Origin of the sequence: Bradyrhizobium sp. 1 (genome assembly GCF_023073315.1) — a bacterium.
Taxonomy (GTDB): domain Bacteria; phylum Pseudomonadota; class Alphaproteobacteria; order Rhizobiales; family Xanthobacteraceae; genus Bradyrhizobium.
Window position 1 is genome coordinate 153,129 of the sequence record NZ_JADPJH010000028.1, and the last position, 15,184, is coordinate 168,312.

General features: G+C 62.9%; 14 protein-coding genes. 6 read left to right on the plus strand and 8 right to left on the minus strand.

Features of this window, described 5'->3' with window-relative positions; genetic code table 11:
• Window positions 1-33: 33 nt before the first annotated feature.
• The gene (locus IVB29_RS23065) at window positions 34-867 is read right to left on the minus strand and encodes a universal stress protein (RefSeq protein WP_247505694.1); all 834 of its coding nucleotides are present in this window, start codon (window positions 865-867) and stop codon (window positions 34-36) included.
• 194 nt (window positions 868-1,061) lie between these two features.
• On the opposite strand from IVB29_RS23065, the gene IVB29_RS23070 reads away from it, so the two are divergent.
• Window positions 1,062-2,603, plus strand: a complete 1,542-nt coding sequence (locus IVB29_RS23070) for a bifunctional aminoglycoside phosphotransferase/ATP-binding protein (RefSeq protein WP_247505695.1) — start codon at window positions 1,062-1,064, stop codon at window positions 2,601-2,603.
• Window positions 2,604-2,618: 15 nt separating this feature from the next.
• Entirely contained in the window at window positions 2,619-3,593 is a 975-nt protein-coding gene (locus IVB29_RS23075; RefSeq protein ID WP_247505696.1) for a CHAD domain-containing protein, read from the plus strand.
• On the opposite strand, the gene IVB29_RS23080 is transcribed toward IVB29_RS23075, so the two are convergent.
• Window positions 3,590-5,422: an alpha/beta fold hydrolase gene (locus tag IVB29_RS23080; protein ID WP_247505697.1), complete on the minus strand. Its 1,833-nt coding sequence runs from the start codon at window positions 5,420-5,422 to the stop codon at window positions 3,590-3,592. The two genes, IVB29_RS23075 and IVB29_RS23080, sit on opposite strands and share 4 nt — an antisense overlap.
• A 208-nt stretch (window positions 5,423-5,630) precedes the next feature.
• Here IVB29_RS23080 and IVB29_RS23085 point away from each other — a divergent pair, with 208 nt between their 5' ends.
• Window positions 5,631-6,359: a CBS domain-containing protein gene (locus IVB29_RS23085; protein WP_247505698.1), complete on the plus strand. Its 729-nt coding sequence runs from the start codon at window positions 5,631-5,633 to the stop codon at window positions 6,357-6,359.
• Between the two features lie 24 nt (window positions 6,360-6,383).
• Here the strand turns inward: IVB29_RS23085 and IVB29_RS23090 are convergent, their stop codons facing one another.
• From IVB29_RS23090 to IVB29_RS23100, 3 genes are all read right to left on the minus strand, one after another.
• Complete coding sequence (locus IVB29_RS23090) at window positions 6,384-6,848, minus strand: RidA family protein (RefSeq protein ID WP_247505699.1); 465 nt, start codon at window positions 6,846-6,848, stop codon at window positions 6,384-6,386.
• A gap of 15 nt (window positions 6,849-6,863) precedes the next feature.
• Window positions 6,864-8,555, minus strand: a complete 1,692-nt coding sequence (locus tag IVB29_RS23095; protein WP_247505700.1) for a benzoate-CoA ligase family protein — start codon at window positions 8,553-8,555, stop codon at window positions 6,864-6,866.
• A 148-nt stretch (window positions 8,556-8,703) separates the two neighbouring features.
• Complete coding sequence (locus IVB29_RS23100; RefSeq protein WP_247505701.1) at window positions 8,704-9,222, minus strand: MarR family transcriptional regulator; 519 nt, start codon at window positions 9,220-9,222, stop codon at window positions 8,704-8,706.
• A gap of 251 nt (window positions 9,223-9,473) precedes the next feature.
• Here IVB29_RS23100 and IVB29_RS23105 point away from each other — a divergent pair, with 251 nt between their 5' ends.
• Together IVB29_RS23105 and IVB29_RS23110 are read left to right on the plus strand one after the other, a co-directional pair.
• The gene (locus IVB29_RS23105) at window positions 9,474-10,649 is read left to right on the plus strand and encodes an ABC transporter substrate-binding protein (RefSeq protein ID WP_247505702.1); all 1,176 of its coding nucleotides are present in this window, start codon (window positions 9,474-9,476) and stop codon (window positions 10,647-10,649) included.
• Window positions 10,650-10,678: 29 nt separating this feature from the next.
• Window positions 10,679-11,137: a cupin domain-containing protein gene (locus tag IVB29_RS23110; RefSeq protein WP_247505703.1), complete on the plus strand. Its 459-nt coding sequence runs from the start codon at window positions 10,679-10,681 to the stop codon at window positions 11,135-11,137.
• An 8-nt stretch (window positions 11,138-11,145) separates the two neighbouring features.
• On the opposite strand, the gene IVB29_RS23115 is transcribed toward IVB29_RS23110, so the two are convergent.
• The 3 genes from IVB29_RS23115 to IVB29_RS23125 form a co-directional block, all read right to left on the minus strand.
• The gene (locus IVB29_RS23115) at window positions 11,146-12,396 is read right to left on the minus strand and encodes a flavin-dependent oxidoreductase (RefSeq protein WP_247505704.1); all 1,251 of its coding nucleotides are present in this window, start codon (window positions 12,394-12,396) and stop codon (window positions 11,146-11,148) included.
• A 142-nt stretch (window positions 12,397-12,538) separates the two neighbouring features.
• On the minus strand, window positions 12,539-13,375 hold the full coding sequence (locus IVB29_RS23120; RefSeq protein ID WP_247505705.1) for an enoyl-CoA hydratase family protein: 837 nt from the start codon (window positions 13,373-13,375) through the stop codon (window positions 12,539-12,541).
• Window positions 13,376-13,403: 28 nt separating this feature from the next.
• Window positions 13,404-14,165: an SDR family oxidoreductase gene (locus IVB29_RS23125; protein WP_247505706.1), complete on the minus strand. Its 762-nt coding sequence runs from the start codon at window positions 14,163-14,165 to the stop codon at window positions 13,404-13,406.
• A 199-nt stretch (window positions 14,166-14,364) separates the two neighbouring features.
• Here IVB29_RS23125 and IVB29_RS23130 point away from each other — a divergent pair, with 199 nt between their 5' ends.
• Complete coding sequence (locus IVB29_RS23130) at window positions 14,365-15,183, plus strand: alpha/beta hydrolase (protein WP_247505707.1); 819 nt, start codon at window positions 14,365-14,367, stop codon at window positions 15,181-15,183.
• Window position 15,184 lies beyond the last annotated feature (1 nt).

A 15,184-nucleotide genomic window follows, 5' to 3' on the forward strand; every position in this document is an offset into this window, starting at 1 on the left:
GTTGGAAGATAGGCAGGAAAGCTGGCGACGCGGCTAGTGCGAGATCATAACCCAGCACGGCGGCTGGCCAATGACGGTCTTTGTCACACCACCCCAGACGATCTCGTTCAGGCGTGAATGATGGTAGGCACCCATCACAATCGCGTCGATGGCATTGGAATTCACCCAGCTTCCAAGCACCTTGCCGATCGAGCTGCCGCTGCCCTTCGCCGTCTCGAACGAGGCGTAGACACCGTGTTCCCTCAGGTGGCTGACGAGGGCCGTTCCGGATTGCACGATCGCGTCGGTCTTGTCGTCGGCCACGGTCACCACGCGGACCGATGCGGCAGCCTGAAGGATCGGCATCGCATCGCCAACCGCCCGCGCCGCACGCGAGGAGTGATCCCAGGCAATCATGACGTTCTCGAATTCCGGCCGCAGCGCGTCCACATGCTGTTCCGGACAGAGCAGCAACGGTCGCCCGGATTCGAACAGGACCGTCTCGACGATATGCTCGGTGCGGCTGTCATGCGGCCTCACAGGGATCAGCGTGAGATCGCTGAAACGCGCATGCTCGGCCAGGATCGACGCGATCTGGTCGGCCGGCACTTTGGCCGAGCGGCTTTGACCGCGAATATTGGCGCGGGAGGCGGCACCGGTAAATGTATTCAGGAGGAGCTGCATATCTCCCCCCGCCGCATCCGTCGCAATGGAAGCTGCATCATCAGGAAGCATCACCTTCGGACGCACGAAAACCTCGTCCTCAAGTGCAAGCGCGGTGATCCTGGCGCCGAGGTCGGCGGCAATTGCCACGCATTTCTCAATCGCAGCAACGGCAGGCCCGCGGGGCTGGCCGACAAGCGGCAGAAAGACGTCCTTGATGGGCATCGGGATTCTCCTTAATCGCCAGAATAGGCCGGCTTTCGCCGGGATGCTTGATCCTCGTCAAGCCACGGGGAGAACTCCGCCGGCCCCGGGAGACCGGCATTGAGCGAAGTCAAGGGCTGGCGGCACCCGCCTTCTAAGAATTAACCTGGTCGGAGCCGCATCGCCTTCCGACGCATTGGGACGTGCCAACAGGGATGACAGACGATTCCGCGACCCAGGACCGGATTTTTGCGGCGCTCACCGATTCCGTGGGCCATCCGGACATGAAGCGGATCGACACGCATGCAGCCACGGTCTTTCTCGATGGGAAGCGCGCCCTGAAAATCAAACGGGCCGTGCAGTTTCCGTTTCTCGACTATTCAACGCTCGAGAAGCGCAAGGCGGCCTGCGAGGAGGAGGTCAGGATCAACCGGCCGCTGGCGCCGCAGATCTATCACCGCGTCGTCGCGATCACCGAAGAGCCGGACGGATCGCTGAAGGTCGACGGAAGCGGCCGGCCGGTCGAGTATGTCGTCGACATGTCGCGCTTCGACGAAAGCCGCACGCTGGACCATCTGGCGAAAGCCGGCCCGCTGGATGCGAACCTTGCCTCGGCCGCCGCTGACACCATTGCGGCATCGCATGCGGCGGCGCCCCGTGCTGACGGCAAGGCATGGGCTTCCTCCATCCCCGGCCTCATCGATGGAAACAGGAACGGCCTGCAGAAGGGCAAGCATATCGAGGCTGAAGAGATCGAGCGGCTCACCGAAGCCTCAAATGCGATGCTGCTGCGCCTCCGGCCGCTACTCGAAGAGCGCGGCGATCGGGGATTTGTGCGCCGCTGCCACGGCGACCTGCATCTTGCGAACATAGTGTCGATCGACGACCAGCCAGTCCTGTTCGACGCCATCGAGTTCGATCCGGGAATCGCAACCGTTGACGTACTGTACGATTTCGCATTCACGCTGATGGACCTGCTGCACCACGACCAACCAATTGCGGCCAATATCGTCTTGAACCAATATCTCGCTGTGACGCCGTCCGAAAATCTCGACGCGCTCTTCGCATTGCCGCTGTTCATGTCCATCCGCGCGGCGATCCGCGCCCAGGTGACGCTGGCACGCCTGACGCGGCCCGATGCCGACCGAACCGGGATTGTTCGCGAGGCACGCCGCTATTTCGATCTTGCCCTGGCCCTGATCCACCCTCCGGCTCCACGCCTGATTGCGGTCGGCGGACTATCGGGCACTGGCAAGTCCGTCCTCGCCCGCGCGCTGGCGCCCGACGTCGGACCGCAACCGGGAGCTGTCGTGCTGCGCAGCGACGTCATTCGCAAGCAGCTGTTTCGGATGGCACACACCGACCGGCTGCCACCGTCCACGTACCGGCCTGAAGTTACGGCACGTGTCTACGAGGTGCTGTTGCAGCGCGCCCGACAGGTGCTCGCGCAAGGCCATTCCGCAATCGTGGACGCCGTCTTTGCCCGCGAGTCCGAACGGGACGAATTGGCTGCCCTGGCCAGTGAATGCAAGGTGCCGCTGCGTGGACTATTCCTGATTGCGGACCTCGCGACACGCCAGACGCGAATCGGAGGCCGTCGGGGAGACGCATCCGACGCCACGCAAGAGGTTGCTGCGCAGCAGGAGCACTATAATATCGGCCACATGGGTTGGGCGAGCATCGATGCATCCGGGACACAAGAGCAGACGCTCCGGAGCTGCCGGGACGCGATCTCCGAGGCAAGTAAGGCAATCTGATTGACGCGGGCAAGGATGTCGCGACCCACCACGAGCTCGACGACGACCGCGCGCACCAACCCGCCGGCGCGGCGCAATGCCCTGCCCGGTCGCCTTAGCCCCGGCATGGCCTGCGATACGGCGTTCCGGATCATCGCCCGGCGCCACCTTGATGCCGTCCTCGCCCAGCACGACGGCACATGCCGCGGCGACCCGGAGGCGCTGCACCAGATCCGGATCGCATTGACACATCTGCGCACCGCCATCCGCTTTTTCTCGCCCATGGTCGATGACGGGTTACGGCCGTCGGTCTGGATCGAGCTGAAATGGCTGAACAGCCAGCTCGGCATGGTGCGCGACCTCGACGTGGCGATCGACCGGGTCATCGCGGAGAGCGGCGGCGAACTCGACGTGATCGCCGAGCTACAGCACTGGGACGAGAAGCGCGCCGAGAGCCACCGCCTGCTGGCGCGCGCGCTGCAATCCGCACGGTATCGCCGTCTCGTCGAGCAAACCTCGACCTGGATCGAGAGCGGCCCATGGTCGACAAGGCGCAGCAAGGAGGCCAGCCGATTGCGCCGCTGCTCGCTGGCCGAGCACGCGACGGCGCAGCTCACCGAATGGGAAACGACGCTGCTCAAGAAAGCGCGAAAACTCCGCAAGCTCGACATCGAGAAGCGGCACAAGCTGCGGCTTCTCAACAAGCGGCTGACCTATTCAATCGAGTCGCTTCAGGACCTGTTCTCCGACGACTCGCTGACGAAACAGAAATCGATCCTCAAGCAATTGCGCAAGGCGCAAAAATCACTCGGGCAGTTGAACGACGATGCGCGAGGTCAGACTCTGGCAGCGTCATTGAACGACGCCATCCCTGAAGCGGGCATTCGCTTCCTCAACCGCAAGCGGGAAAAGAAGCTGCTACAAACCGCCTCGGACGCCTACCGGAAACTGGACAAGGCCAAGCCGTTTCGCTCGTCAGACCTCGCGCCGAATGCGGAGCCTGAGGACTAGGTGTGGACGTAGTCTCCCGGGGCCTCGGGCAGGCCGTCAACGCTTCCGACACCAATCGGCGGCGGATCGCAGGGCACGCCTGAGCGCACGGCCAGCCATGCCGCCCACTCCGGCCACCACGATCCTTCAACGTGCCGCGCCAGCTTCAGCCACTCGTCCGGGTCGACGTAAGGCGCATCCGCAGCCTTGGTCATGACCTGATAGTTGTGCCAGGGCTCGTGAGGAGCCGCGACAACGCCCGCGTTATGGCCGCCGCTAGTCAACAGGAACGTCACGTCGGCATCGACCTGATAATGGATCTTGTAGACAGACCGCCACGGCGCAACGTGATCGCCGAGCGTGCCGACCACGAACATCGCTGAATGAATGTCGGAGAGCGAGATGCTCCTGCTTTCGACGCGGTAGCGGCCTTCGGCCAGATCGTTGTCGAGGAACAGCTTGCGCAAATACTCCGAATGCATGCGATAAGGCAGCCGCGTCGCGTCGGCGTTCCAGGCCATCAGGTCGTTCAAGGGCGCGCTCTCGCCCATCAGATAGTCTTGCGACAGCCGCGACCAGACCAGATCGTTGGAGCGCAGCAGCGCAAATGCACCGGCCATCTGTGCGGTGTCGAAATAGCCGCGCTGCCACATCATATCCTCGAGGAAGGCGACCTGGCTCTCGTTGATGAAAAGCGTCAACTCGCCCGCCTCGGTGAAGTCGGTCTGGGCGGCAAGGAGCGTGACGGTGCCAAGGCGGCCGTCGCCGTCACGCGCCATGGCGGCGGCCGCGATCGACAGCAGCGTGCCGCCTAGGCAGTAGCCGAGAGCATGGGTCTTCCGACCCGGCATGATCTGGCCGATCGTGTCCAGTGCGGCCATCACGCCCAGCCTGCGATAGTCGTCGAAGGCAACATCCTTGTCCTTCGCATCTGGATTGCGCCAAGAGATCGCGAATACGGTGAAGCCTTGACCGGTGAGATATTCGACCAGGGAATTCTGCGGCGACAGATCGAGGATGTAGTATTTCATGATCCAGGCCGGCACGACAAGGATCGGCTCGGGCCGCACCTGCGCGGTTGTTGGATAGTACTGGATCAACTCGATCAGATCATTGCGGTAGACCACCTTGCCGGGCGAAGCCGCTACCGTCTTGCCGACGACAAATTGCTCGTTCTCACCCGGCTTGGACACCGAGAGCAGGCGCATCAGGTCGCGGCACCAGTTCTGCCAGCCGAACACAAAATTCTCTCCGCCGCTCCGGAACGCCTTTTCCAGAACCTGCGGATTGGTGGCCGCGAAATTCGACGGCGCCAGCATGTCGAGTATCTGGCGCACCGAAAACTCGACGATAGCTTCATTTGCGCGCGACAGGCCACGCACGCCGGTCGTGGCGTCGTGCCACCAGCGCTCCGTGAGCAAGAACGACTGCGCAAGCAGATTGAAAGGAGCAGCTTCCCATTGCGGCTCCCTGAAGCGGCGATCGCGTCTCTGCGGCTGAATCACGGACCATGGCTTTCGCGACGTCGCATGCGCGGCAGCTTCCAGCAACTGGCCGGTGTCGCGAAGAACGTTGCGGGAAATCTCCATCTGGCGCTGCGGCGCCGCCGCGAGATGCGAGCTCCAGTCGAGCCAGGCCAACGACAAGGCCACAGGCGAAATTCCGCCCGTGAAGCGGGCCAGCATCGCATGGAACGCGCGGTCAAGAGGGTATGGCTCCGCAGGCACAATATTGGCGGCGACCGGCTCCCCTGGGAGCTTTTCGGGTGTCGTCGCAGGGGCCTCCGCTGCCGGGCTGGCGAAGAGAGCCTGCGACTCCTCGGCCCGTGGAATTATCTTCACGATGCTCATGGCTCAATGTTCCCGCAGGCCTCAGTTCTAGCCAGCAGCAGGATATGGCGACGCTTCCGATGCGCGTTGAGCTGCATCAAATCCAGCCGCTCAGATCACAATTGTTCGACAAGCACAACGGTCCGGTTCGATTGACCTGAGTCAAACCGAACCCCGGCCACGGAGCTAGGTTCTCCGCATCGAAATTCGAAAGCCAGCGGAGTTCTCCATGCGCGCCCACCAGATCATGACCCGGTCGGTCATCTCGGTCACCCCCGACACCAGCGTCGTCGAGGCGGCGAACATCATGCTGAAGCGGCACGTCAGCGGCCTCACGGTGGTTGACGACGCCGGCAAGCTGGTCGGCGTCGTCTCGGAAGGAGATTTCATCCGCCGCAGCGAGATCAGCACCGGGCGCACGCGGGGACGCTGGTTGCGATTCATCCTCGGTCCTGGCAAGTCCGCCGCCGACTTCGTCCACGAGCACGGCCGCAAGGTCTCGGAGGTGATGACCGCTTCGCCCGTCACCATCACCGAGGATACTGCGCTTGCGGAGATCGTCGATCTCATGGAACGGAACAACGTGAAGCGCCTGCCGGTGGTGCGCGGCGACAAGGTCGTCGGGATCGTCTCCCGCGCCAACTTGCTACAGGCGGTGGCAGGCCTCGCCCGCGACGTGCCGGATCCGACGGCCGACGATGATCACATTCGCAGCCGCATCATCGATACCATGGAGAAGAACGATTGGTGCCCGTTCGGGCTGAACGTCATCGTCCGTGACGGCATCGTTCATCTCAGCGGCGTCATCACCGAAGAACGCGCGCGGCAGGCTGCGGTCGTCGCAGCCGAGAACGTCGAGGGCGTGAAGAAGGTGCACGACCATCTCTGCTGGGTCGACACCATGTCGGGCGTCTATCTGAACTCGCCTGAGGACGATGACCTCGCCAAAGCGAGCTAGGACGAGCCGCAGGCTAAATATGATTCAGCGGGGAATGACGGCGGTGGCTTCGATCTCGACGCGCGCCGCCTTCTCGACAAGACGGACGACCTGAACGAGCGCCATCGCCGGATAATGCGCACCGAAGACGGCGCGGTAGACTTTGCCGAGCTCCCTCAGGTTCGCCAGATACTCGTCCATGTCGACGACGTACCAGGTCAGGCGCACAAGGTGCTCGGGTCGCGCGCCGGCTTCGGCGAGGATCTCAGCAATGTTGCTCAGGGTCTGGCGGACCTGCGCTACAAAACCGTCCACGAGACGCTCTTCGGCATCCCAGCCGATCACGCCGCCGGTGACGACGATCCGCCCCTCTGCGGCCATGCCGTTGGCATAGCCCTTCGGTACCGGCCAGCCGGACGGCTGCAGCACCTTTACCGTCGAGCGCCTGTCATTTTCGGCTGCGGTCGGCAGCACCGCGAGCTGCGGGCCTTTCGGGGTCGTCACGGACAATTCTTTATCCCTCTCTCATTCTGCGGCGACGCCCGGTGACGTCACGGCGGCCTGCGCCATCTGCCGCAGGGCAAAGCGCTTCAATTTGCCGGTCTCGGTCTTCGGGAGTTGCGTCACGAATTCGATCGCGCGCGGGTATTTGTACGGCGCGATCTCGCGTTTGACATAGTCCTGCAACTCGGCCGCGAGCTGGGCGTCCGGCGTCACGCCGGGTGCGGCAATGACATAGGCTTTTACGATCATTCCCCGCGCTTCGTCCGGTGCACCTACCACACCGCACTCGACCACGGACGGATGTGTCAGCAACACCGCCTCGACGTCTGTGCCTGCGATATTATAGCCGGCCGACACGATCATGTCGTCGGAGCGCGACTGGTACCAGAAATAGCCGTCGGCATCCATCAGATAGGTATCGCCTGTGATGTTCCAGCCATCATGGACATATTTGCGTTGCCGCTCGTCCGCGAGGTAGCGGCAGCCAGTCGGGCCGCGAACCGCGAGCCGGCCCATCGTGCCCGGCGGCACATCGTCGCCGGAATCATCGACGATCTTCGCCTCATAGCCCGGCACCGGCTTACCGGTCGCGCCCGGACGGATCTCGTCCTCGGTCGCGCTGATGAAGATGTGCAGCAACTCGGTCGAGCCTATGCCGTCCATCAGCTTGATGCCCGTCGCTTTGAGCCAGGCGTCGAATGTCGGCTTGGGCAGCGTTTCGCCAGCGGAGACGCACTTCCGCAGCGAGGAAATGTCACGGCCCGGGAGCTTGCCGATCATGGCGCGATAGGCGGTCGGTGCAGTGAAGCAGATCGTGGTCTTGTACTGCTCGATCGCGTTCAGAATGTCGTCCGGCGTCGTCTTCTCCAGCACCACGAAGGACGCGCCGATATGCATCGGAAACAGCACGCCGCCGAAGCCGAAGGTGAAGGCGAGCGGCGCCGAACCGACGAAGCGATCCTTCTGCTCGGCGCGCAAGATGTTGCGCGCGTAGCCGTCGCACACCGCCAGCATGTCGCGATGGAAATGCATGGTGCCCTTGGGATCGCCAGTCGTACCGGAGGTGAAAGCGATCAGGCAGATGTCGTCGGAGGCGGTATCGACGGCCTCGAACTCCGGGCTCACATCCGCGATCAGCGCTTCGAGCGAGTCAGCCGCGCCATTGCCCCAATAGACCACGTGCTTGAGATCGGGCGCAGCCAGCTTCGCCTTCTCCATTTCGTCAGAGAGCTTGCCATCGCAAAGCGCGAGCGTGATCTCAGCCTTCTGGATCGGGTAGGACAGTTCCTTGGCACGCAGCAGCGGCATCGTCGCCACGCAGATGCCGCCGGCCTTGATCACTGCGAGGTAGGTTGCGACCATCAGGGGACTGTTGGCCGATCGCAGCAGCACGCGTCCACCGGTCACGAGGCCCAGCTTGCCGACAAGGACGTTGGCGATGCGGTTCACGAGCGCTTGCAGCTCGCGATAGCTGTAGCTGACGGCCGGACTGATGACGCAGGGCTCATCGCCATGGCCCTCTCCAACCCAGCGGTCGAGGAAATAGCTGACGCAGTTCAGTCGCTGCGGATAATGCAGCTCCGGCCGCGTGAAAAGGAACTCCGGCCATAGCTCGCGCGGCGGCAGATGCTGCCGCGCAAATGTATCGACATGGGCCGTTGCAGCATTGCCGTCATACGAGCCCGACACGTGAACCTTGGCGGCGTTGGCCATCGCAAGCTCCTTTGCGCATGGAAAGCACCCGGCAGCACTAACTGGAAAACATTTTAGGCTTAAAACAATTCGGCGCAATAGCGGATTTTGGGCATCCCGTGCTTTTTCCTGCGGCAAAGAGGGATTGGCGACCAGTCCGACTGCGAGCCTACGACCGGCGTCGTGCAGCCGATTTCTGCGCCGACGCCTTGGTCTTGGCGAGGAGGCGCATCAACTCGCGCACGTCTTTCGGCGTTAGTTCCGCGAAGAGATCAGCGATCCAAGTCTCGTGTTCAGCGGCCATCCTGCGGAACTCGGCACGGCCGAGTTTTGTGAGGCGGATCACCTGGACCCGGCGATCCGTCTCCGAGGTGCGCCGATCGAGATGGCCGGATTCCACCAGACGCTCGACGAGGCCGGTGACGTTGCCATTGGACACCATCATGCGCTTGGAGACGTCGGACAACGTCATACCGTCGGGGGCCTTGTCGAGCTGCGCCATCAAATCGAAACGAGGCAGAGTGACGTCGAAGCGTTGCCGCAGCCGGCCACGCACTTCGCCCTCGACCAGGGTCGTGCAGGTGAGCAGGCGCAACCACAGCCGAAGCTCTTCGGCATGGTCTTCCGGAGTTTCCACGGCCTTGGTCTCGGAATCGAGCATTTTGGTGCAGTCACTCACTGCCGGCATGGACGTCGGCACGGATTCCCCAACGTTTTGAGCTTCAAATAAATCCGCCCCGGCCGCAAGCCTAAAGCTGCAACAATCGACCGCACGCTAGTTTCTTTAAGCTTCAAGCAATTGGCGCGACGCTTGCATGCATGCCGCCGGCGATGACGCGATGCGCCCGGCCTCGCTTGCCGCGGCAGCCATCATCGGCATAAGCTCGGATTAGAGTACGCGGCTTGCGACGCAAGCCCTGATGTCACGGGGGACAGATCATGAAGACGCAATTGACCTTGGCCGCGGCCGCCTTGCTGCTCGGCACCGCGATGAGCCCTGCCCTTGCCCAGGAGAAGATCAAGCTGGGTGTGATCGTGACGCTGTCGGGCCCCGCCGCAGCGCTCGGCCAACAGGTTCGCGATGGCTTTGCGCTCGGGGTCAAGGACCTCGGCGGCAAGATGGGCGGCCGTGATGTCGAGGTCGTCGTCGTCGACGACGAACTCAAGCCCGACGCGGCGGTGACCAAGGTCAAGGGTCTGCTGGAACGCGACAAGGTCGACTTCGTGGTCGGACCGATCTTCTCCAACATCCTCCAGGCGATCCACCGGCCCGTCACGGAATCGAAAACCTTCCTGATCAGTCCCAATGCCGGCCCGTCGACCTTTGCCGGCAAGGACTGCAACCCGTTCTTCTATGTGACGTCGTATCAGAACGACCAGGTGCACGAGATCCTCGGCAAGGTCGCGCAGGATCGCGGCTACAAGCGCATGTACCTGATGGTGCCGAACTATCAGGCCGGCAAGGATTCGGTGGCGGGCTTCAAGCTCGATTACAAGGGAGAGATTGTCGAAGAGTCGTACATGCCGCTCAACACGCTGGACTTCCAGCCGGAGCTGTCCAAGATTTCCTCGCAGAAGCCCGATGCTCTCTTCACGTTCATGCCGGGCGGCCTCGGCGTCAATCTTGTCAAGCAGTACAAGCAAGCCGGGCTCGCCGACAACATTCCGGTGCTCTCGGCTTTCACTGTGGATGAATCCACCCTGCCGGCGCAGCAGGACGCGGCGGTCGGCATGTTCGGCGGTGCCAACTGGGCGCCCAATCTCGACAATCCCCAGAACAAGAAGTTCGTCGCCGCCTATGAGGCCGCCTATAACGGCGTGCCCGGCACCTACGCCTTCCAAGCCTATGACGCCGCGATGCTGATCGACAGCGCGATCAAAGGCGTGAAGGGCGATCTCTCGAACAAGGATGCCGTCGGTGCCGCGCTCAAGAAGGCCGACTTCACCTCGCTGCGCGGCGCCTTCAAGTTCAACACCAACGGCTATCCGATCCAGGACTTTTACCTGACCAAGGTCGCCAAGCGCCCGGATGGCAAGTTCCAGACCGAGATCGTCCAGAAGGTTTTCGAGAATTACGGCGACCGCTATGCCAAGGACTGCAAGGCGGCGAACTAAGCCGCGCGTCGCGCTAAGGGAGGACTGCAATGAAGAGCGAAATCACCGGCATCACCCGGGCCAATGAGGGTATCCAGGGCATCTCCTGGAACATCCTCGGCCAGACCTATGTGCCCAAGAGCAATACCGAGCACAGCTTCTCCTGGCACGCGACTTTGCCGCCGGGCACGTTCGTGCCGCCGCACATCCATCCCGACCAGGATGAGTATCTCTACATGCTGGAGGGCAAGCTCGACTTCATGCTCGGCAATTCGGAATCGCAGGCGACCGCCGGCGATCTGATCCGGCTCGGCATGGGCGTGCCGCATGGCATTTTCAATAAATCGGAGCAGACTGCGAAGGTGTTGTTCTGGGTCTCGCCGACAAAAAAACTGTTCGACCTGTTCTGGGGCCTGCACAACATGAAGGAGCAGAAGCCGGAGGACGTGGTGGCCATGGCCGCGGAGTTCAACATCCACTTCCTGCCGCCGCCTCCCGGCGCCGGCTAAGGGCGAGCCTAAGCTCGCACGGCCGCAAGGCCGGGCACCGCAGCGAAGCCGGCCTTGGTGGCATAGCCGCGCACGATGGCCTCGCGCTGGGAATAGCTCAGGACGTTGTCGACATTGTCGAAGCCATCGGGCGCAAGCTGCTCGACGGCATCGATGACGCCCTCCGGGCCGCCACGCCGGTTGGACCGCACGATGTCCGCGGTCATCGGCAGACGCTTCTTCTCATACTCAAGCAGCGCCTGGCGCGGATGCTCGGCGCGCACCAGCGCGTCGGCGAGGCAGCGCGCATCGAGGATCGCCTGCGACGCGCCGTTGGAGCCGACCGGATACATGGGATGCGCGGCATCGCCGAGCAGCGTAACGCGTCCGGATGACCAATAGGGCAAGGGATCGCGGTCGCAGGTCGGATATTCGTAGAACTCGGGCGTAGCCGAGATCAGGCTTCTCACATCAATATAGGGCACCGAGAAGCGCGCGACATGCGGCATCAGCTCCTCGCGCCGGCCCGGCCGCGACCAGTCTTCTTTCCGTGGCGGCGGCGCATTGCCTTCGCCGACCTTCACCAGCACCGCCCAATTGGTGAGGCGGCTCGCAGGGCTCGATCCCTCCGCGATCGGATAGATCACCACCTTGGCATTGAGACCGCCGGCCACGATCATCGACTTGCCGGTGAGGAACACCGGCCAGTCGCGCGCGCCGCGCCATAACATCAAGCCGTTCCAGCACGGCGGTCCTTCGTTCGGAAACAACGTGTCGCGCACGCGCGAATGGATACCGTCGGCGCCAATCAGGATGTCGCCGCGCGCGGTATGGATGTGCGCACCAGCACGATCGAAGAAGTAAGCGGTGACCCCGCCTTCGTCCTGGGTGAAGGCACCAAGGCGGCAACCAGTGTGGATTGCATCCGCTCCGAGCCGCTCCTCGACGGCACGATGGATGACGCCCTGGAGGCGGCCGCGGTGGATCGAGAATTGCGGCACGTCGTGACCGGCATCGATGCCGCGGGCTTCACGCCAGACTTCCTGACCGTGGCGATTAAGATAATAGAGCTGATCGGTGCGGATCGCGACGTCGTCGAGCTTCTGGAGCAGGCCGAGGCCGGCGAGCTCGCGCATGGCGTGCGGCAGCGTGTTGATGCCGACGCCGAGCTCGCGGATGGTATCGGACTGTTCGAATATCTCGCATCCAATGCCGCGCGCACGCAGCATCAATGCTGTGGTGAGACCTCCGATACCGCCGCCGACGATAATCGCCTTCATCGCCCTCAACTCCACTCAAAACACACCAGGCAATGGGGTAACGTCGCACGGGCGGTCTCTCCGCCGCAAGCGGCTTTGTCGCCTCCGCCCGGGCCTCGGCTCGGGTCTTGGGCTTAGCCTTAATTGGTCGGAAAGCCGGGGTTCAGTCGCCCCGGAAGACCGGCTTGACCTTGTTGGCGAAGGCCTCGAAAGCACGCTCGAAATCCGCCGTGGTCATGCAGAGGGCTTGAGCAACGGCCTCCGCTTCAATGGCTTCCTCGATCGACATTGCCCATTCCATCGCCAGCATCCGCTTGGTCATGGTGTTCGCGAAGTTCGGCCCTTCCGCGATCTGCTTTGCCAGCAATTGCGCTTGAGGCAGCACTTGCTCCGGCGTCACGATGCGGCTGAAGAAGCCCCACCGCTCGCCCTCCTCCGCGGTCATGAACCGGCCGGTGTAGAGCAGCTCGGACGCGCGGGACTGACCGATGATCCGTGGCAGGATGGCGCAGGCGCCCATATCGCAGCCGGCAAGCCCCACCTTGTTGAACAGGAATGCGACCTTGGCTCCGCTCGCGGCAAGGCGCATGTCCGACGCCATGGCGATGATCGCGCCGGCACCGGCGCAGATACCCTCGACCGCGGCGACGATCGGCTGCGGGCACGCCCGCATCGCCTTGACGAGGTCGCCAGTCATCCGCGTGAACGCCGTCAGCCCTTTGGTGTCCATCTTCACGAGCGGGCCAATGATCTCGAACACATCACCGCCGGATGAGAAGTTGCCTCCGGCACCGGTGACCACGATGGACTTGACGGCATCGTCGAATGCGCAGGCACGGAAGAGATCGGTGAGCTCCCGGTAGCTCTCGAAGGTCAGTGGATTCTTCCGCTCGGGACGGTTGAGCGTCACGGTCGCAACACCGTCGACCACGGCCAGCAGGAAGTGTTGCGGTGAATAATCCGCAAGCGGCACGGTGACGGGATTGACTGGTCTGCTCATGCGATGTCCTTTTCCTTGTTCCAGGCCGCTAGATTTCGCCGCCGGCAACGGCAATCGCCTGACCGGTGATTGCGCCTGCGCCCTCGCCGCACAACCACAGCACGGCGTCGGCCACCTCCTGAGGCGAGATCAGCCGCCCCTGCGGATTGTGCTTCGCCAGCTCGGCAATCGCCTGGTCGCGGGTTCGTCCCGTCTTCTTCATGATGTTCTCGATGCTGACGGCGACCAGATCGGTGTCGGTGAATCCGGGGCAGACCGCATTCACGGTCACGTTGCTGCTCGCCATCTCGAGCGCAAGCGAACGCACAAGGCCAACCACGGCGTGCTTGGCAGCGACATATGCGCTGACATACGCATAGCCCTTGAGCCCTGCCGTCGATGCAACCGCGACGATGCGGCCATAGGGGCGGCCCTTCATTCCCGGCAATACGGCACGGACGGCATGGACCACGCCCATGAAATTGACGTCCATCATGCGTGTAAAAATCGCGCTGTCCGATTTCGCGAACGGCGCGGACTCGGCACTGCCGGCGTTCGCAACCAGAATGTCGATCGGCTTTCTCGCGCTCGCCTCGGCGACGGCGATTTTCAGCGCAGCCTCATCTGAAACGTCGGCGACGGCGTAAAAATGCGCCGCGCCTGCGCTGACAGCCTCTTCGAGCGTCGCAGCATTGCGGCCAAGCACTGTCACGGTTGCGCCGGCGCCGACGAGTGACGCAGCAATCGCGCGACCGATGCCGCGGCCGCCTCCAGTCACCAGCGCGTGCGGCGAATGCGGCAAACCGGACATGCGTTGTCTCCCTGAACTGGCTGGAGGCCTATGCCTCGATATATTTTAAACTTCAAGCTTTTGCAATGAAGCGTCCGTTTGGACATCGCAAACAGCAGCGCCACGAGGACCGGCCCGAAAATTGCTTTAAGTATAAAATTATCGCTTCCCATCGCCAACAGGGCTGTTAGCATCGCAGACCCAAGCAGAAGGATGTCGCGTGTCGCAACTTGCGCCCATGATAACAAACGACGGACGCTTCGCCTATGAAGCCGCCGGCGATCCGGGCGCGATACCTTTGATTTTCCTGCATGGTATTGGCGGCGCCGCGCGGGCTTGGCGCCGGCAGTTGGCCACATTCGGCGACCGTTTTCGCACGATGGCGTGGGACATGCCGGGCTATGGTGGATCGGCGCCACTCGCCAGCGTCAGCATCGCTGCCCTGGCTGATGCACTCCAACAATTCATCGAGCAGGTCGGTGCGGCGAACCCCATTCTGGTCGGCCACTCGATCGGCGGCATGATCGTCCAGAAATGGCTCGTGCAGTCGCCGAAACTGGCACGTGCGGTCGTCCTGGCGCAGACCAGCCCGGCCTTCGGCAAGGCCGACGGCGACTGGCAGAAATCGTTCATCGCGGTGCGGCTCGGGCCGCTCGACCGTGGTGAGACGATGAACTCGTTGGCGCCATCGCTGGTGAAAGAGCTGGTCGGCGACGATCCCGATCCGAAAGGGATGGAACTTGCGCGCGAGTGCATGGCAAGTGTGCCCGAGGCGAGCTATCGCGCCATGATGCTGGCCTTGATCGGGTTCGACCAGCGCAGCACGCTAAAAGATATTTCCGTGCCGACGCTGCTGTTGTCTGGGTCCAAGGACAACAACGCGCCGGCACCCATGATGGCAAAAACGGCGACCTTCATTCCCTCGGCCGAATATGTCGAGCTGGCCGGCGTGGGCCATCTGGCCAACCTTGAACGACCGGACGTCTTCGATCAGGCTCTCGGCGGGTTCCTGGATGCCGTCGCTGCAAAACACGGGTGAC